The following is a 16,486-nucleotide window of genomic DNA, read 5'->3' on the forward strand; positions in this document are numbered from 1 at the left end:
ACTCAAGCCATTAAAACGCCATCAACTCAAACTTGCCGGCTATTGCGAATAGCTGGAGTTGAGCTGCATGCGACATCCGAATGCGGGACGGGTCCTGGCGCTGGCCAACGTCATTCTGTGCGGGTTCCTGGCGGAGACCTGGTGGCTGGGCGCGGCCTGGGGCGCGGTGGTGCTGGTGCTGCTGGCCGTGACTGGCGGGCGCGGCGAGCAGGTCGAGGTGCTCCAGGTCGAGGCCGGCGCCCAGGCCGACGAGCAGCAACTGCTAAAGCGGCTGCAAGGGCTCGTCGCGAGCGTGCTGCCGTTGTGGGGCCGACACCTGGGGCTTGCCCGCACTCAGGTGGGCGGCGCCATTTCCGGCCTGTCGTGCGGCTTCGCCGAGCTTAGCCAGCGGCTGGTCAGTGATTCGCCGCAGCACGGCCAGGAGCAGAGTAACCGCGCCATCGAGACCATCCAGCGGGCCGAACTCGGTCTGCACCGGATCACTGACGCCCTGCGCCAGACCCAGGAGTACCGCGCGCTCCTGCTGGCCGAAATCGACAGCATCGCCAGCCATACCCACGAACTCAGCCGCATGGCCGATCAGGTGGGCAAGATCGCCGATCAGACCAACCTGTTGGCACTCAATGCGGCTATCGAGGCGGCCCGGGCTGGAGAAGCGGGCCGTGGTTTTTCGGTGGTTGCCGATGAGGTGCGCAAGCTTTCCAGCGAGTCGGGCGAGACCGGCAAGCTGATTCGCGAAACGGTAGCGACCGTTACCGAGGTAATCCACAAGGCGCAGGACCTCTCAGCTTCCTTTGCCACTCGCGAGCAAAGCGTTGTCGAGGAATCGCAGCAGCTGGTCGACGACATCGTCCAGGACTTCAACGAGACCGCAACGGTATTGCAGGACTCTCTGCACCAGCTCCAGCAGGAGCGTGGCGTGCTGGAGAGTGACATCAACCAGCTGGTCGTCCATCTGCAGTTCCAGGATCGCGTCGACCAGATCATGGGCCATGTCACCGACGACATGCAGCGCCTGGAGCAGGCCCTGGCCACCCTTAGCGCCGAGGGCGCCGAGCTGCCGGACGTCCAGCAGTGGCTCAAGCGCCTGAGCAGCACCTACACCACCCTGGAGCAACAGGCCCTGCACGAGGGCCGCAGCGTCGAGTCCGCCGGCGCTTCTTCTTCCATCACATTCTTTTGAGTTGAAACGAGCATGAGCAAGACGATTCTGGTGATCGACGATTCGGCAAGCATGCGTCAGATGGTCAGTCTGACCCTGCGTGGCGCCGGCTATACCGTTGTGGAGGCGCAGGACGGCAAGGATGCGTTGAGCAAGCTGGACGGCCGCAAATACAACCTGATTGTCTCCGATGTGAACATGCCCAACATGGATGGCATCAGCTTCGTCACGGCCGCCAAGCAGCTTCCGGCGTACAAGTTCACGCCGGTGATCATGCTGACCACCGAAGGCAGTGACAACATGAAGCAGCAGGGCAAGGCCGCAGGGGTGCGTGCGTGGATCACCAAGCCCTTCCAGCCACCGATGCTGCTCGACGCCGTTTCCAAGCTGGTGATCTGACGCCATGGCCGAATCGCAACTAACCCCCGAAACCTCGCTGAAGCTGGGCGGCGCTTTCACCATCGAGCGCGCCGCTGAGCTTCACGCGCTGTTGCTGCATGAACTGCAGCAGCAGACGCCCGAGGCCATCAGCCTGGAGGGCATCAGTGAAATCGATTGCTCCGGCCTGCAGCTGCTGCTGGCGCTGCGCCGCCAGCTGCCGACCGTTCAACTGATCGCGCCAAGCCCGGCGGTCGAGCAGATGCTCGCTCGCGTTCGGCTCACATCTTTGCTGGATAACTGAGGAAGCCTCATGGATATGCAAGCCGTTCGCAGCGTGCTGCTGGATGAGGCACGCGAGCTGCTGGCCGAGATGGAGCAGGCGCTGTTGGCAATCGAGACCCAGGGGGCCGATGGCGAACGCATCAATGCGATCTTCCGCGCTGCCCATACCCTCAAGGGCTCGTCGGGCATGTTCAATCTCCAGCTGGTGGTGGATTTCACTCACCTGATGGAGAACCTGCTGGTTCAGGTACGCACCGGCGAGCAGCCAATCGATGCCCCTCGCGTTTCGCTGCTGCTGAACTGTGGCGATTACTTGAGCCGTCTGTTCGATAACGTCGCCGATGGCCGTGAGGACGAAGATCCCGATCCGGTGACGCGTGCTCGTTTGTGTGCAGAACTCGGCGATTACCTCGAAGGCGTCCAGTTGCAGACCGTCAGCGATGATCTGGCAGCTCAGAACGCTGAAGGTGCGACGCACTGGCGCATTACCCTGCGGCCGCAGCCACAGGTGTTCGCCCATGGGCTGGACCCGATTCCTTTTGTGCAGTACCTGGCCGACATGGGGCAGGTGCTGGACCTCCAGGTGCTGCAGGAGAGCCTGCCGCTGCTCAGCGAACTAGACCCGGAAAGCTGCTACCTGGGCTTTGAACTCGAGCTGCAGGCCCAGGTGGAGCGCAGCGCCATTGAGCAGGCCCTGGAATTTATCGAGCAGGACTGCGACATCCAGATTCAAGCTCTGGACGATAGTCAGGACGTGTTTATCGAAGAAGAGCGTCTGGCGCTAGCCGACTACACGGAGCGCACCGGCGCTCTGGATGCCACGGAAACCATCCGTAACCGCAGCAGCGAACAGGTCTTTATCAAGGTTGACGCGCGCAAGCTGGACGAGCTGATCAATGCCGTCGGCGAGTTGGTCATTCGCAACTCCGCTTGCAACAGCCACCCTGCGATCAACCAGGACCCGGACCTGAGCGAGCTGCTCGAGGATGTCGGGCAGCTGGTGGAACAGATCCGCGACCGTGCCCTGAACCTGCGCATGGTGCCCATTGGCGAAGTGTTCCAACGCTTTCCTCGTGTGGTGCGTGATGTCTGCAAGGAATTGGGCAAGCGTATCGAGCTGAAGATCAACGGCGCCGATACCGAGCTGGACAAATCCATGGTCGAGAAACTCAACGACCCGTTGCTGCACATTGTGCGTAACGCCATGGACCATGGGATCGAGCCGATCGAGCAGCGCCTCGCTGCTGGCAAGCCCGAGCAAGGCGTCCTGGCACTCAACGCCTATCACCAGTCTGGGTCGGTCGTCATCGAGATCAGCGATGACGGTCGCGGGCTGAATACCGAGCGCATCCTGCGCAAGGCGATCGAGCGTGGGCTGGTGGAGCCGGAGGCGCAACTGGCCGAGCGCGACATCTACAACCTCATTTTCGCCCCAGGCTTTTCAACTGCAGAAAAGGTCACCGACCTTTCGGGGCGCGGTGTGGGCATGGACGTGGTGCGCCAGAACATCGAGCAGCTGCGCGGCACCGTAGATATCCAGAGCACGCCCGGCAAGGGCTCGACCTTCCGCATCCAGCTGCCGCTGACGCTCGCGATCATCGACGGCTTCCAGGTCGCGGTGGGCGATGCCGATTTCGTCCTGCCGCTGGACCTGGTGGTCGAGTGCCTGGAATTCCACGAGCAAAACGGCAATGACGTCTTTAGCCTGCGCGGCCAACCCTTGCCCTACCTGCGGCTCGCAGAGCGCTTCGATATATCCCGCAAGCCGGGTGCCCGCGAATGCCTGGTGGTCGTGCAGTGCGGCGACCAGCGCGCCGGCATCGTCGTCGACCGCTTCGTCGGCGAGATCCAGGCGGTCATCAAACCGCTCGGCAACCTGCTCAGCGGCATGCGTGGCTTCAGTGGTTCAACGATTCTCGGCGACGGCAGCGTCGCCCTTCTTCTCGACATACCGGCGCTGGTTAGCAGCGCCAACTGACGGGCAGCCGTCAGCAACCTTCTCCTTGATTTCAAGCTTGAGGCATTACGATGAATTGGTTTATGAAACTGAGTCTGGCGAAAAAGTTGCTCAGCGCGTTCTTTACCCTGGCGCTTGTTGCTGCAGGGATGGGGCTGTATGCCTTGAACAACATCGTTGCGGTCGGTAACTCAATGAGTCATATGTATGAAAACAACCTTGTCGCTGGTGGCAAGGCTCAGCACGCGTATGCCCAATACCTGATCTATACCCGTACGGCGCTTCGATTCCTGGCCCAGGAAGGAGAGGAGCAGGAGAATACGGTTAAGCGTGCCATCGAGTACCGGCAGATTGCCCAAGAAGCTTTCGATGACTATCTCGCCACCAATATGTTAGAGGCAGAAGTTCAGATTGCCGACAAGATCCAGGCCGGGCTCAATACCTATGTTGCAGGTGTGCAGAAGGCGCTTGAGCTGACACGTAACGGCCAGAGTGCTGAAGGGATGGAGTTGATCAATGGTCCGCTACGTCCTGTCTCGCATGAAATCGAACAAAACTTTGAAGCTCTGGTAGCAGAGCTGCAGCAGCAGGGAGCCACCTCCGAGCAGAATGCGTCGGCGACCGTGGCATCCATGAAGGTTGTCATGGGGGTGGTGATCACTCTGGCTGCGTTGACTGCGATTCTTTTCGGCCTGTTCCTGACCCGTGTGATTGTTCGCCAGATCGGTGGCGAGCCGGACTATGCTCGCGACGTGGTTAGCCGTATCGCCGAAGGTGACCTGACCGTCAAGGTCGAGCTACGCAAAGGTGATGAAGACAGCCTGCTGGCCGCCATGAACAGCATGGTGGTGCGCCTGACCGACGTCATCGGCCAGGTAACATCCTCCGCGGACTCGCTGGCTTCCGCCTCCGAGCAGGTGTCTGCTTCGTCCGGCACCCTGAGCCAGAACGCTACCGAGCAGGCCTCCAGCGTCGAGGAAATCAGCGCGTCCATCGAAGAAACCGCTGCGACCGTCACCCAGAACGCCGAAAATGCCGGCCTGACCGACAGCATGGCCACGCAGTCCGCTGCCTCGGCGAAAGAGGGCGGTGAAGCAGTGCGTGAAACGGTCGAAGCGATGAAATCCATTGCCGACAAGATCAGCATCATTGATGACATCGCCTACCAGACCAACCTGCTGGCGTTGAACGCGGCCATCGAAGCGGCACGCGCTGGCGACCATGGCAAGGGCTTCGCCGTAGTGGCTGCCGAGGTGCGCAAACTGGCCGAGCGTTCCCAGGTGGCGGCACAGGAGATCGGCGCACTGGCCGGCTCCAGCGTGAAGATGTCCGAGCGTGCCGGCACCTTGCTGGAAGAAATGTTGCCATCGATCGGCAAGACCGCCGACCTGGTCAAGGAAATCGCCGCTGCATCCCAGGAACAGCGTTCGGGTGTAGACCAGATCAACGGTGCCATCGTCGAACTTTCCAAGACCACCCAGGCCAACGCCTCGGCATCCGAAGAGCTGTCCGCCACTGCCGAAGAGATGAGCAGCCAGGCGCTGCAGCTACAGACCGTTATGCAGTTCTTCAAGACCGAGCCGAGTGCCGGCCGTTCGACAGCGGGTGCACGTGGTATGCGTCAGACCGCTAACCGCGCTGCGCCCAAGACCGTTTCGACGGATACCGTCGATGAAAAACTGTTCGTTAACTTCTGAGGTGTTCCATGGCTGAGTCCGAGGAAAATCTCGAACTGGTGCGCCAGTACCTGATGTTTAATCTGGGTGGCGAGACCTATGGCGTGGGTATCCACGCCATCCGTGAAATCATCGAGTACCCGGGTGTCACGGCAATACCGCTGGCACCTCGGTTCCTCCATGGTGTGATCAACCTGCGTGGCGCCGTGGTGCCGGTACTCGACCTGTCGGTGCGCTTCGGGCGCGAGCCCACGGGCATCAACCGCCGCACCTGCATCGTGGTTGTGGAGGTAGCCCAGGGCGAGAACCTGCATATGCTGGGCGTGCTGGTCGATGGCGTGACTGAAGTGCGCGAGGTGGAGCCGAGCGAGATCGAGCGCAAGCCCCAGTTCGGTACCGGGCTGCGCAATGACTTCGTCACCGGCATGCTGCGTCGCGAGCAGGGCTTCATTCCGATCCTCGACATCGCCTCGGTGTTGTCGATGAGCGAACTGGAAACGCTTATCGAGGCGGGTACGGGTGCTGAAGCAGCCGTAACGGCCAGCAGCTAGGAATGTTGATGAAATCACTCAGCCCGGAGGCGTTTCGTACCATCCAGGAATGGCTCTATCGAACAGCCGGCATTCAGATCAACGCACAGAAGAGCTCGATGGTGGTCAGCCGACTCTGGCGACGGGTGGATGCGCTGGGGCTGGAGGATTTCAATGCCTACCTGGCTTATGTATTCGGATCGGATGGTGCGGCGGAGCGGGCAGAGATGCTCGACCGCCTGACCACCAACGAAACCTACTTCTTTCGCGAGCCGGCGCATTTCGCCCGGCTCAAGAACCAGATCATCCCCAGCCTCAAAGACCGTCCGATCAAGGTCTGGTGCGCAGCAGCGTCCACCGGCGAAGAACCTTACAGCCTGGCCATGGTGCTCGACGAGCAGCTTGGCGGGGACGGCTGGCAGCTGGTGGCAAGTGATATTTGCGGCCGTGCGGTGCAGCAGGCCAAACGCGGCATTTACCGCCTGGAACGTCTGGAACTGCTGCCGGTGGACTACCTCAAGACCTACTGCCGGCGCGGGACCGGGACCTACCAGGGCATGATGATGATCGATCGGGACCTGCGCACGCGGGTGCGTTTCGAACAGCACAATCTGCTGCACCCCTGGCCCGAGGCTGGTGGCTTTGACGTGATTTTCCTGCGCAATGTGCTGATCTATTTCGACCAGCCGACGCGTCAGCGGGTGATCGACAATCTCTGCAAGGCGTTGCGACCCGGTGGGTGGCTGATCACCGGGCACTGCGAGTCCCTGGCGGGCATTCGTATGCCGCTGCAGCAGCTGGCACCCTCGGTTTATCGGGAGAGCAATACCCAGCAGGCGCCACGGAGGATTACCGCATGATCAAGGTAATGATCGTCGACGATTCGGCCGTGGTGCGTTCGTTATTGCGCGAGCAGCTGGAGGCCGAGCCGGACATTGACGTAATCGGCGTAGCGCCGGACCCATTATTCGCCTTTCAGAAACTGCGCACTCTGCGGCCCGATGTTCTGGTGGTCGATGTGGAAATGCCGCGTATGGACGGGCTCACCTTTCTGCGGCAGCTGATGCAGGATGACCCGATTCCGACCATCGTGTTTTCTTCTCTGGCCGAGCAGGGTTCGGCGGTTGCGCTGGACGCCATGGACGCCGGTGCGGTGGCCATCCTCTGCAAGCCGGGCGCTGGGGTCGGGCAGTTCATTCAGGAGCAGCGGGCGCAACTGGTGCAGACAGTGCGCCAGGCAGCGACCAGCCGGATGCGCAAGGTAGGGCGTCCGGTACAGAGCAAGACTCAGAGCGTTCCACCGCTGGCGGGCACGGCGTTGAGCCGTACCACCGATGCGCTTGTCGCTATCGGTACTTCGACCGGCGGCACCCGAGCGCTGGAATACCTGCTCAAGCGGATGCCCAAGGACTGCACGGGGCTGGTCATCGTTCAGCATATGCCGGCCAATTTCACCCGACAGTTTGCCCAGCGTCTTAACGCGTCCTGTGCCATCGAGGTGCAGGAAGCCCAGGATGGCGACCGCGTGATACCGGGGCGGGCACTCATCGCACCGGGTGGTCTGCACCTGAGCGTACGCCGCAATGGCGCGCAGTATCAGGTGGTGGTGCAGGACGGCCCGCCGGTTTCGCGGCATAAACCTTCGGTGGACGTGTTGTTCCGTTCCGTCGCCCAGGCAGCGGGACGCAACGCGCTCGGCGTTATCATGACGGGCATGGGGGATGATGGCGCCCGCGGTTTGAAGATCATGCGTGATGCCGGTGCTCTTACCCTGGCCCAGGATGAAGACAGCTGCGTGGTCTTTGGCATGCCCAAGGAAGCCATACGCCACGGAGCGGTGGAGCAGATATGTAGCCTGGACCAGATACCCGAGCGGATCGCTCACTTCGGCCAGAAAGTTTGAATGCATTTGGAATGACCTATGCGCACAGCGTTGCCAGAACTCCCTGATTCGGTTCGCCAGCGAAAGGTGCTGATCGTCGAGGACAGCCCCTTTCAGCGTGAGCTGCTTTGCGCGTTATTGGCCGAGTTGGGGCTCGACCAGGTCGAGCAGGCCGTCGATGGCAACGCCGCATTGGAGGTGTTGCGCGCCTGTGGTGAGGAGCTGCCGCTGCTGTTGGTGGACCTGGAAATGCCGGTGATGAACGGCATCCAGCTGTTGCAGTGCATGAGCGAGGAACAGATACGCGCTGAAGTCATGATTGTCAGCTCCCATGACGAGGCGCTGATCGTCACCGTGGAGGGCATGCTGGCGGCAGCGGGAATGCCCCTGCTTGGCAGCTTGCGCAAGCCTATCGCCGGTCAGGATCTGCATCGGTTGTTGTCCAGGAGCGGCGGCAAGCTCTTTCCCGCCGGGAAGGGAGCGCTATCCACTTGCATGCCGAGTGAGCTGGAACTTGCAGCGGCAATCGAGAGTGGCTGCATACGCCCGTATTACCAACCGAAAGTGCAGCTGAGCAACGGCCAGGTGACGGGCTACGAGGTGCTGGCACGCTGGGTCAGACCGGATGAAACCCTGATATTCCCCGGCGATTTCATACCCCTTGCGACCGAGAGCGGCCAGCTCGGTGCGCTCACCTTCAGCTTGGTAGACCAGGTGCTGGACGATCTGTCGAGGCTGGCAGACGACACCATCAGCATGGCGCTCAACGTCGATATCAGCCTGCTCGCCAACCGCCATTTCGCCGATGACCTGATTCACCGTGTGTCTGCTGCAGGCCGTCAGCCAAGCCAAATGGTGCTGGAAGTCACTGAAAGCGCACTGATGCACGATCCGCTGGTTACGCTGGGTTCGGTCGGGCGTTTGCGTCTGGCAGGGTTCGGCCTTTCCATCGACGATTACGGTACGGGGTTTTCTACGCTACGCCAGCTGTCCCGGCTGCCTTTCACCGAACTGAAGATCGACCGAGCCTTCATCAGCGAAGCGCACAGGAACCAGCGTGCCCGCGCGATTCTTTATTCGGCCATCGAGATGGGGCACAAGCTCGGCTTGCCCTGTGTGACTGAAGGAGTGGAGCACAAGGACGATCTGATGCTGCTGGAGAAGCTGGGGTGCCATTCAGGGCAGGGCTATCTTTTTGCCCGCCCCATGCCCGGGGAGCAGCTTGACGTTTGGCACCTGCAGCATAAAAACCGCGCCTCCCTGATGGACTGGGTGGTGGAATGAAATCGAATCGGCGCCTTGCAAAGCTTCCATGGCTTCTGGCTCCAATCGGGACATGCCTGCTACTGGTACTTATAACCTTTGTCGCGCTGGAAATGATGCAGCGAAAGTTGCTCGGCAATGACTCGATGCAGCTTCACGAGATGTACCTGCTGGCGCGCAATCTGATGATGGCACTGTGCCTGGTGACAGTCGCCCTGGCGCTTTGGCTTACCCGGCGCGTGCTGAGATACCGCAGGCATCTGGCCGAGCGTGACGCGCTCTATCATCAGGTACTCAACCACTTGCCGTTGATGGTGCGCATTCGTGATTTGAGCGGCCAGGTGCGCTTCGAGAACCTGGCTACCCGGGGCTCGGAAGTCGCCGACTGGGGCAGCCTCGATCTGCTGGATGCCGAGCAAGGTTCCCGCCTGCCGCCTGTGAGCCGGGTGGTCTGGGAATCCCAGCGCGAGGCGCTGCAGAAAGGGGTATCCCAGGAACGCTTTCTGGAGATCGGTGAGGTGGATCAGGCGGACTACCGCGCCTACCGGCTGATTTCGTTTCCAATTTATGACGTTGATGGCCGCGCCCGTGCCTTGGGTAGCATGGCGATCGTGGAAACCGACCAGGCCCGGGATAGGCGCTCACTGGCCAGTCTCGCGGCGGATCTCGAGCAGCAGGTTCAGGCGCGGACCGCCGAGCTGAGTGCGGCCAAGGAGCAGGCCGAAGCCGCCACCCGGGCCAAGGCGACCTTTCTGGCCAACATGAGCCATGAGATTCGCTCCCCGCTCAATGCGCTGGTGGGGCTGTCGCATCTGGCCCGACGCAGCAACCATGATCCGCGGCTGGAAAACTACCTGGGCAAGATCCTCAAGTCCGCAGAGCATTTGCAGGACGTCGTCGGCGACATACTCGATTTCAGCAAGATCGAAGCGGGCGAGATGACCATCGAGCGGGTGGAATTCTCGCTGCAGCGGCTGGTGGACAGCGTCGTCGATATTGTTTGGGAGCGGGCTCGGGGCAAGCCCCTGCAGCTGATCGTGGATATCGATCCGCGCCTGCCTGAGCAGTTTTACGGTGACCCGCTGCGAATCGTGCAGATACTGATCAACTTCATGGATAACGCGATCAAGTTCACCGAGCGAGGCCGCATTTCCATGCGAGTCCTCTTGGGCGAAGCCCAGGCAGAGCGCTACGGCCTGCACTTTGAGATACAGGACAGCGGTGTAGGTATTCCGGCAGATCGGCTGGGCGAAATATTCAAACCCTTCCAGCAACTGGATGATTCCATCACCCGTCGCTACGGCGGCTCGGGGCTGGGCCTGGCAATCTGCGCACAACTGACAACCTTGCTCGGCGGCCAATTGACGGCGCGCAGCGAGCTGGGCGTCGGCAGCCTGTTCCGGCTGAGCCTCGAGCTTGAGGCTGTAACCGCGACACCTGGTAGCGCGGAGGCTGGCGATGCGCTGCGCAGGGTCTCCATGGCTGGCCGGCATGTGTTGCTGGTGGAGGATGACGCGCTGAATCGTGAAGTGGCGACCGAGCAGTTGTCTGCACTGGGTTTGCGGGTGTCGGTGGCAGTAAATGGCTTCGAGGCTTTGCAGTATCTGGCGAGCGATTCAAGCGTGGATCTGGTCCTGATGGATGTGCAGATGCCAGTCATGGACGGGCTGGAAACCATTCGTGTGCTGCGCGCGAGCCAGCCGGAACTTCCGGTAATCGCCCTGACAGCGAACAATCTGCGAGGCGATCGCGAGCGCTGCCTGCAGGCGGGGATGAGTGATTACCTGGCCAAACCCATCGACCCGGTGCAGCTGGAGTTGCTGCTGGAACGCTGGCTGTCCCAGCCGCTTGCCCATTTGCCGCCGGAGCAATTATCCGAGCAGCGCCAGCAACCGTTTCCAGACATTGCCGGTCTTGATCACCAGGCAGCGCTGGCGCGTCTGCTGGGCAATCATGAGCTGTACCTGAGCCTGCTGGGTCGTTTTGCCGATGACTACGCTGAGGTCGCGGAAAATGTGTGTCAGAGCTTGGAGAATGGGCGATTCGACCAGGCCCAGGAGGAGCTGCACCGCTTCAAGTCGCTGGCCGGGACGCTTGGTGCAGAAGCCTTGCAAGCCTTGAGCCTGGAGCTTGAGTTGGCGCTGCGGGAGGAGCGCGCCTGGGCTGATGCTTATTACCGCTTCGCCGATGAATTCAACCGGGTGCTGGGAGCCATCAAGACCGGCCTTGCGTCCATGGGGAAATAGCTCTCGCTTCGGCGATTGGCTGTCGCTGGGCTACCATCGGGTTTTTCCGAGTCGGCTAGCTTCATGAAATCCGTATCCCCAGTTGCGTTGTATCAGCAGGCCCTCGCCGACGGTTTTGTCAGCGATGCGGCTCAGCTGGCCGCGGTCGAGCAGCTGCAGCGCTGCCATGAGGCGCTGCACAGCGAAGTGCAACAACCAGCGCCGCGAGGGGTTTACCTCTGGGGACCCGTCGGCCGCGGCAAGACCTGGCTGATGGACATGTTTTACGGCAGCCTGAGTGTGCCGGCGCGCCGTCAGCATTTTCATCACTTCATGCGTTGGGTGCATATGCGCCTGTTTCAGCTCAACGGAACGGCCGATCCGCTGCAGGCGCTGGCCCGTGAGCTGGTTGCAGAGGTCCGCGTGCTGTGTTTCGACGAGCTGTTCGTCGGCGACATTGGTGATGCCATCATCCTTGGACGGTTGTTCCAGGTGATGTTCGAGCAGGGCGTGGTCATTGTCGCAACGTCCAACCAGCCGCCCAGCCAGCTGTATGCCGACGGCTTCAACCGCGAGCGTTTCCTGCCTGCCATCGCGGCCATCGAGCTGCATATGGATGTGGTCAGTGTGGACGGCGGAGCGGATCACCGGCTGCGTCCCGGCGCGCAGCTACAGCGTTACTGGTTGCACGAACCCGGAGCGCCCAGCGCGTTGGCGGCTGTATTTGACGCCTTGTCCGAAGGTGCGAGTAGCGACGCGCCTACCACCCTCGGGCGACGCTCCTTGCAGGTGGTTCGGCGTTGCGAAGCGGTGATCTGGTGCCGCTTTGCCGAGCTGTGCGAGCAGCCGTTCGCGGCGCTGGACTTCATCGAGCTGTGCGATCGCTACCGGGTGGTCCTGCTGAGCGATGTACCGAGGCTGGGCGGCAAGCAGCGCGAAGGGCGTATCGCCCGTGGTACTGAAGATGCTGCACAGCTGGTGAAAGCCGGCGATCGGCAATTACCTCAGCTTGCCGCGCTGGATGATGCGGTTCGGCGATTCATCGCGTTGGTGGATGAGTGCTACGACCGCCGAGTGCCCTTGTACATCGAGGCGCAAGTGCCGCTCGAAGAACTCTACACAGATGGTTATCTGGCGTTTCCGTTTCGCCGTACCCTGAGCCGCCTCAGAGAAATGCAGCTGGAGCGTTTCGGCAGATAGCTCAGTCGCGGTAGAAAACCTGCACCAGGTGATAGCCAAACTGGCTTTTGACCGGCCCGTGCACTTCGCGCAGTGCCTTCTTGAAAATTATCTGGTCGATGCTGCGCACCATCTGTCCGGGGCGCACTTCGCCGAGGTCGCCACCTTTTTTGCCAGAAGGGCAGGTCGAATATTTCCTGGCCAGCACATCGAAGGCCTCGCCGTTGGCGATGCGCTTCTTCAGCTGTGCAGCCTCAGCTTCGGTCTTCACCAGTATGTGACGCGCCATGGCTTTGGGCATTGTTGGGTCTCCTTGAATGCGGGCGCGATTGTAGAACAGCTGGGCCGGCGCGTTCGTGGCGACTTCAGGTAAATACGAACCCATGGCCTCTGTATTTCAGGTCGACGTGCCGGCTGATCTGCATGGCGTGCCGGCGCGATCCAGTTCCTTGCGGTACTGGCCGGGGGGAATGCCGGTCCATCGCCGGAACAGGCGGTGGAAGGCGCTGGGCTCCTGAAAACCGGCGCGCACGGCGACTTCGCTGACGCTGAGGCTGCGGTCGCGCAGCAGGCTGAATACCAGCGCGCGGCGGACTTCGTGTTTGATCTCCTGAAAGGTGAAACCTTCCTTGCCCAGCTGCCGCCGTAGCGTCTGTTCGCTGATCCCCAATGAGCCGGCCATCTCCGCCAGGGTCGGCCATTGGTCGCTGGGTCGCTCGCGCAGCGTGCGGAAGATGCGTGATGTAAGGCCGGCGTCGTTACGAAAACGCACCACCAGCCATTGCGGGCAGCTGCGCAGGAAGCCGCGCAGCGCGGCGAGGTCCTGAATTACCGGCAGTTTCAGGTAGCTGGCATCGAAGGCAACTTCTGTTCGGGTTCCGTCGTATTCGACCAGGGGCCCCCAGTGCCAGGGTGCGGGTTCCCCCAGCCGCGCCGCGCTGCTGAAGCAACTGCGGTTGAGCGGGATGCGCCGGCCCACCAGCCAGCACATCACGCCCAGTACGATGCTGAGAAAGATCTCCTCGGCGGCGCGTTTGAGAGTTCCGTCGGATAGGCGCGTATCCAGCCTGATGATGGCCTGGGCTCCGCGTATTTCGAGCGTCCCGCGGATGTCGCGGATAAACAGCGCCAGGTATTGCAGGCAGCGTTGCAGCGCCCTGCCCAGGTTGGGTTCCTGGATCAGCCCGCGGCAGATCAGGGCAAAGCTGCCGCCAGGCAAGCCATGGGAATCGAACCCGAAGAATTCGTCATCCAGCTCCTCGGCCATCGCCAGCCAGAAACGGCTCACGGCAGCGGCCGGCAACTGGGCGTTGGGCGCTTCCAGCATTGCGCTTTCGATGCCGGCGCGAGTCAGTATCTGTTGCATCCGCTCGGGAGCGTCCCGCAGTCGATGGAGCGCGGCCTCGACAAGGTAGGCCGCAACCGAATCCTGTTTACCCATGACGGCGGTACTCATTTTCATGGCCAAATCTATGCGCGAAAGGCGGGCGCTTTGGGCATAGCAAGCGACCCCCGGGGCTTTCTAGACTGTCATCGACGCCGCCTGTTTCAAGGCTCGATAAACTGCCACGGAATCTGCCATGAGAGTTCAGCCTGTCACCCGTTTCGAAAACAGCCGGGAGCGTGCTCTTGAGCTGTTCGCCGAACAGGGCTTTGGCCAGGTCAGCCTGCGCAAGCTGGCCAACCACATGGGGGTATCCACCGGCACCCTTTACACCCACGTTGCGGGCAAGGAAGAGCTGTTGTTCGAGGCGTTGGAAGAACACTATGAACAGCTGCTGATCCTTGTTGGCCGTTGTGCCCGTTCGGGGCTGACGATCCAACCGACCCAGCGCCTGAGCCGCATGGTGGGAGTGGCCTACCGGCAATGCCCGTCGCGCTTTCTGCTGGCCTGTCGCGAACGCCACTGCCTGAGACCCGGCCATCTGACCCGTATCGACAGCCTGCGTCGGCGAGTTGCCGACGGCCTGACAATGAGCCTGGTCGGGAATAAGGCCGATGGATTGGCGGGGGAGGTGTTGCTCAATCTTATCGAGCACCTGCCCGTGTGGCTGGCCGGCGAGGGCCTGCCGGCGGACGAGCAGACCAGTCTGATCGAAACCCTGCTGCAGGGCTGCCTGCAAGGTCTGCGTCACCAACCACAACAATAAACCCCTACGACCGAGGTAACTCCCATGCCCAGCTACAAGGCCGACCTGCGCGACGCCCGCTTCATTCTCCACGAGGTATTCGAGGCGCCTGCCCTTTGGGCGAGCCTGCCGACCCTGGCCGAACGCATCGATGCCGATACCGCCAACGCCATCCTCGAGGAGGCGGCCAAGGTCACCGGCGACCTGCTGGCGCCGCTCAACCGCAGCGGCGATGAGGAAGGCGCCAAGTGGATTGACGGGCAGGTGCAGACCCCGGCGGGCTTTCGCGAAGCCTACGCCACCTACGCCGAGGGCGGCTGGGTGGGGCTTTCCGGCAACCCCGAGTTCGGTGGCATGGGCATGCCGAAGATGCTCGCCGTGGCCTTCGAGGAAATGCTCTACGCGGCCAATTCCAGCTTCGCCCTTTACTCGGCGCTGAGCTCCGGCGCCTGCCTGGCCATCGACGCCCACGCCAGCGAGGAGCTCAAGCGCCGTTACCTGCCGCCGTTGTACGAAGGCCGCTGGGCCGGCTCCATGTGCCTGACCGAGGCCCACGCCGGCACCGACCTGGGCATCATCCGCACCCGCGCCGAGCCCCAGGCAGACGGCAGCTATCGCATCACCGGCAGCAAGATCTTCATCACCGGCGGCGAGCAGGACCTGACCGAGAACATCATCCACCTGGTGCTGGCCAAACTGCCGGATGCGCCGGCAGGGCCGAGGGGCATCTCGCTGTTTCTGGTGCCGAAGGTGCTGGTCGGCGACGACGGCAGCCTGGGTGCGGCGAATGCGGTGTCCTGCGGCTCCATCGAGCACAAGATGGGCATCAAGGCCTCGTCCACTTGCGTGATGAACTTCGACGGTGCCCGGGGCTACCTGGTCGGCGAACTGAACAAGGGCCTGGCGGCCATGTTCACCATGATGAACTACGAGCGGCTGTCCATCGGCATTCAGGGTATCGGCTGTGCCGAGGCGTCCTACCAGGCGGCTCGGGACTATGCCCGCGAGCGTTTGCAGAGCCGCGCCGCCACCGGGGCGGTGGCGCCGGAGCGGGTGGCCGACCCGATCATCGTTCACGCCGATGTGCGCCGCATGTTGCTGACCATGAAGACCCTGACCGAGGCTGGCCGCGCCTTCGCCTGCTACGTCGGGCAGCAGCTGGACCTCGCCAAGTACGCCGAGGACCCGGCACAGCGGGAGCGGGCCGAAGCCCTGGTGGCGCTGCTTACGCCGGTGGCCAAGGCCTTCTTCACCGACACCGGGTTCGAGAGCTGCGTGCACGGGCAGCAGGTGTTCGGTGGCCATGGCTACATTCGCGAGTGGGGCCAGGAGCAACTGGTACGTGACGTGCGTATCGCGCAGATCTACGAGGGCACCAACGGCATTCAGGCGCTGGACCTGCTTGGCCGCAAGGTGGTGGGTAACGGTGGCGCCGCGTTGCGCCTGTTCGCCGAGGAAATCCGCACCTTCGCCGCCGCCCATGAGACGCCGCACAACGCCGCGCTGCTGGACGCTGTCGAGCGCCTGGAACAGCTGAGCGGCTGGCTGCTGGAGCAGGCCAAGGGGGATCTCAACGCCATTGGCGCGGCTTCGGTGGAGTATCTGCATCTGTTCGGCTACACCGCCTATGCCTATATGTGGGTGCGCATGGTCGCGGCGGCCAATCGTGCCTACAGCGACGATGCTTTCTACGCGGGCAAGCGTGCCAGTGCGGCCTTCTACTTCGAACGCCTGCTGCCGCGTGTGCAGGGCCTGGAGGGCAGCATCCGCGCCGGCAGCGCCTCTCTCTATAGCCTCGACGCTGAGCAGTTCTAAGCGCG

At 62.1% G+C, this 16,486-nt stretch carries 15 protein-coding genes; 13 read left to right on the forward strand and 2 right to left on the reverse strand.

Features of this window, described 5'->3' with window-relative positions; all coding sequences use genetic code 11:
• Nucleotides 1–67 precede the first annotated feature (67 nt).
• The 11 genes from BN1079_RS02700 to zapE all read left to right on the forward strand — a co-directional run bounded on the left by BN1079_RS02700 (nucleotide 68) and on the right by zapE (nucleotide 12,558).
• Entirely contained in the window at nucleotides 68–1,183 is a 1,116-nt protein-coding gene (locus BN1079_RS02700; protein ID WP_052114404.1) for a methyl-accepting chemotaxis protein, read from the forward strand.
• 12 nt (nucleotides 1,184–1,195) lie between these two features.
• Nucleotides 1,196–1,561: a response regulator gene (locus tag BN1079_RS02705; RefSeq protein WP_037022140.1), complete on the forward strand. Its 366-nt coding sequence runs from the start codon at nucleotides 1,196–1,198 to the stop codon at nucleotides 1,559–1,561.
• 4 nt (nucleotides 1,562–1,565) lie between these two features.
• Entirely contained in the window at nucleotides 1,566–1,844 is a 279-nt protein-coding gene (locus BN1079_RS02710) for an STAS domain-containing protein (RefSeq protein WP_037022141.1), read from the forward strand.
• A 9-nt stretch (nucleotides 1,845–1,853) separates the two neighbouring features.
• Complete coding sequence (locus tag BN1079_RS02715; RefSeq protein WP_052114405.1) at nucleotides 1,854–3,803, forward strand: chemotaxis protein CheA; 1,950 nt, start codon at nucleotides 1,854–1,856, stop codon at nucleotides 3,801–3,803.
• Nucleotides 3,804–3,865: 62 nt separating this feature from the next.
• Nucleotides 3,866–5,479 (forward strand): methyl-accepting chemotaxis protein, encoded by a 1,614-nt coding sequence (locus BN1079_RS02720; protein WP_231850758.1) that lies wholly within the window; start codon nucleotides 3,866–3,868, stop codon nucleotides 5,477–5,479.
• 8 nt (nucleotides 5,480–5,487) lie between these two features.
• Nucleotides 5,488–6,009 carry a chemotaxis protein CheW gene (locus tag BN1079_RS02725; RefSeq protein ID WP_037022143.1) on the forward strand — a complete coding sequence of 174 codons (522 nt, stop codon included), beginning with the start codon at nucleotides 5,488–5,490 and terminating at the stop codon, nucleotides 6,007–6,009.
• An 8-nt stretch (nucleotides 6,010–6,017) separates the two neighbouring features.
• Complete coding sequence (locus BN1079_RS02730) at nucleotides 6,018–6,848, forward strand: CheR family methyltransferase (protein WP_037026560.1); 831 nt, start codon at nucleotides 6,018–6,020, stop codon at nucleotides 6,846–6,848.
• Entirely contained in the window at nucleotides 6,845–7,891 is a 1,047-nt protein-coding gene (locus BN1079_RS02735; RefSeq protein ID WP_037022144.1) for a protein-glutamate methylesterase/protein-glutamine glutaminase, read from the forward strand. The genes BN1079_RS02730 and BN1079_RS02735 overlap by 4 nt, the downstream gene beginning before the upstream one ends.
• A gap of 18 nt (nucleotides 7,892–7,909) precedes the next feature.
• Entirely contained in the window at nucleotides 7,910–9,154 is a 1,245-nt protein-coding gene (locus BN1079_RS02740; RefSeq protein ID WP_037022145.1) for an EAL domain-containing response regulator, read from the forward strand.
• A gap of 92 nt (nucleotides 9,155–9,246) precedes the next feature.
• On the forward strand, nucleotides 9,247–11,379 hold the full coding sequence (locus BN1079_RS02745; protein ID WP_052114406.1) for a hybrid sensor histidine kinase/response regulator: 2,133 nt from the start codon (nucleotides 9,247–9,249) through the stop codon (nucleotides 11,377–11,379).
• 63 nt (nucleotides 11,380–11,442) lie between these two features.
• A complete protein-coding gene (zapE, locus tag BN1079_RS02750) occupies nucleotides 11,443–12,558 on the forward strand; it encodes a cell division protein ZapE (RefSeq protein ID WP_037022146.1) in 1,116 nt (371 codons plus the stop codon).
• A 1-nt stretch (nucleotide 12,559) separates the two neighbouring features.
• On the opposite strand, the gene BN1079_RS02755 is transcribed toward zapE, so the two are convergent.
• Both BN1079_RS02755 and BN1079_RS02760 read right to left on the reverse strand, forming a co-directional pair.
• Nucleotides 12,560–12,838 carry a peptidylprolyl isomerase gene (locus BN1079_RS02755; protein WP_037022147.1) on the reverse strand — a complete coding sequence of 93 codons (279 nt, stop codon included), beginning with the start codon at nucleotides 12,836–12,838 and terminating at the stop codon, nucleotides 12,560–12,562.
• A 96-nt stretch (nucleotides 12,839–12,934) separates the two neighbouring features.
• Nucleotides 12,935–13,978 carry an AraC family transcriptional regulator gene (locus BN1079_RS02760; RefSeq protein ID WP_037022148.1) on the reverse strand — a complete coding sequence of 348 codons (1,044 nt, stop codon included), beginning with the start codon at nucleotides 13,976–13,978 and terminating at the stop codon, nucleotides 12,935–12,937.
• Between the two features lie 139 nt (nucleotides 13,979–14,117).
• Between BN1079_RS02760 and BN1079_RS02765 the strand changes: the two genes are divergently transcribed.
• Nucleotides 14,118–14,687: a TetR/AcrR family transcriptional regulator gene (locus BN1079_RS02765; RefSeq protein WP_052114407.1), complete on the forward strand. Its 570-nt coding sequence runs from the start codon at nucleotides 14,118–14,120 to the stop codon at nucleotides 14,685–14,687.
• Between the two features lie 24 nt (nucleotides 14,688–14,711).
• Nucleotides 14,712–16,481: an acyl-CoA dehydrogenase C-terminal domain-containing protein gene (locus tag BN1079_RS02770; RefSeq protein WP_037022149.1), complete on the forward strand. Its 1,770-nt coding sequence runs from the start codon at nucleotides 14,712–14,714 to the stop codon at nucleotides 16,479–16,481.
• The last annotated feature ends 5 nt before the right edge of the window (nucleotides 16,482–16,486 follow it).

The sequence above is a fragment of the Pseudomonas saudiphocaensis genome (genome assembly GCF_000756775.1).
In the GTDB taxonomy this organism is placed as follows: domain Bacteria; phylum Pseudomonadota; class Gammaproteobacteria; order Pseudomonadales; family Pseudomonadaceae; genus Stutzerimonas; species Stutzerimonas saudiphocaensis.

Bases quoted from the DNA above. Each gene is read 5' to 3' on its own strand.
- BN1079_RS02700 (WP_052114404.1), top strand. From the start codon at position 68: ATGCGACATCCGAATGCGGGACGGGTCCTGGCGCTGGCCAACGTCATT.
- BN1079_RS02705 (WP_037022140.1), top strand. From the start codon at position 1,196: ATGAGCAAGACGATTCTGGTGATCGACGATTCGGCAAGCATGCGTCAG.
- BN1079_RS02710 (WP_037022141.1), top strand. From the start codon at position 1,566: ATGGCCGAATCGCAACTAACCCCCGAAACCTCGCTGAAGCTGGGCGGC.
- BN1079_RS02715 (WP_052114405.1), top strand. From the start codon at position 1,854: ATGGATATGCAAGCCGTTCGCAGCGTGCTGCTGGATGAGGCACGCGAG.
- BN1079_RS02720 (WP_231850758.1), top strand. From the start codon at position 3,866: ATGAAACTGAGTCTGGCGAAAAAGTTGCTCAGCGCGTTCTTTACCCTG.
- BN1079_RS02725 (WP_037022143.1), top strand. From the start codon at position 5,488: ATGGCTGAGTCCGAGGAAAATCTCGAACTGGTGCGCCAGTACCTGATG.
- BN1079_RS02730 (WP_037026560.1), top strand. From the start codon at position 6,018: ATGAAATCACTCAGCCCGGAGGCGTTTCGTACCATCCAGGAATGGCTC.
- BN1079_RS02735 (WP_037022144.1), top strand. From the start codon at position 6,845: ATGATCAAGGTAATGATCGTCGACGATTCGGCCGTGGTGCGTTCGTTA.
- BN1079_RS02740 (WP_037022145.1), top strand. From the start codon at position 7,910: ATGCGCACAGCGTTGCCAGAACTCCCTGATTCGGTTCGCCAGCGAAAG.
- BN1079_RS02745 (WP_052114406.1), top strand. From the start codon at position 9,247: ATGATGCAGCGAAAGTTGCTCGGCAATGACTCGATGCAGCTTCACGAG.
- zapE (WP_037022146.1), top strand. From the start codon at position 11,443: ATGAAATCCGTATCCCCAGTTGCGTTGTATCAGCAGGCCCTCGCCGAC.
- BN1079_RS02755 (WP_037022147.1), bottom strand. From the start codon at position 12,838: ATGCCCAAAGCCATGGCGCGTCACATACTGGTGAAGACCGAAGCTGAG.
- BN1079_RS02760 (WP_037022148.1), bottom strand. From the start codon at position 13,978: ATGGGTAAACAGGATTCGGTTGCGGCCTACCTTGTCGAGGCCGCGCTC.
- BN1079_RS02765 (WP_052114407.1), top strand. From the start codon at position 14,118: ATGAGAGTTCAGCCTGTCACCCGTTTCGAAAACAGCCGGGAGCGTGCT.
- BN1079_RS02770 (WP_037022149.1), top strand. From the start codon at position 14,712: ATGCCCAGCTACAAGGCCGACCTGCGCGACGCCCGCTTCATTCTCCAC.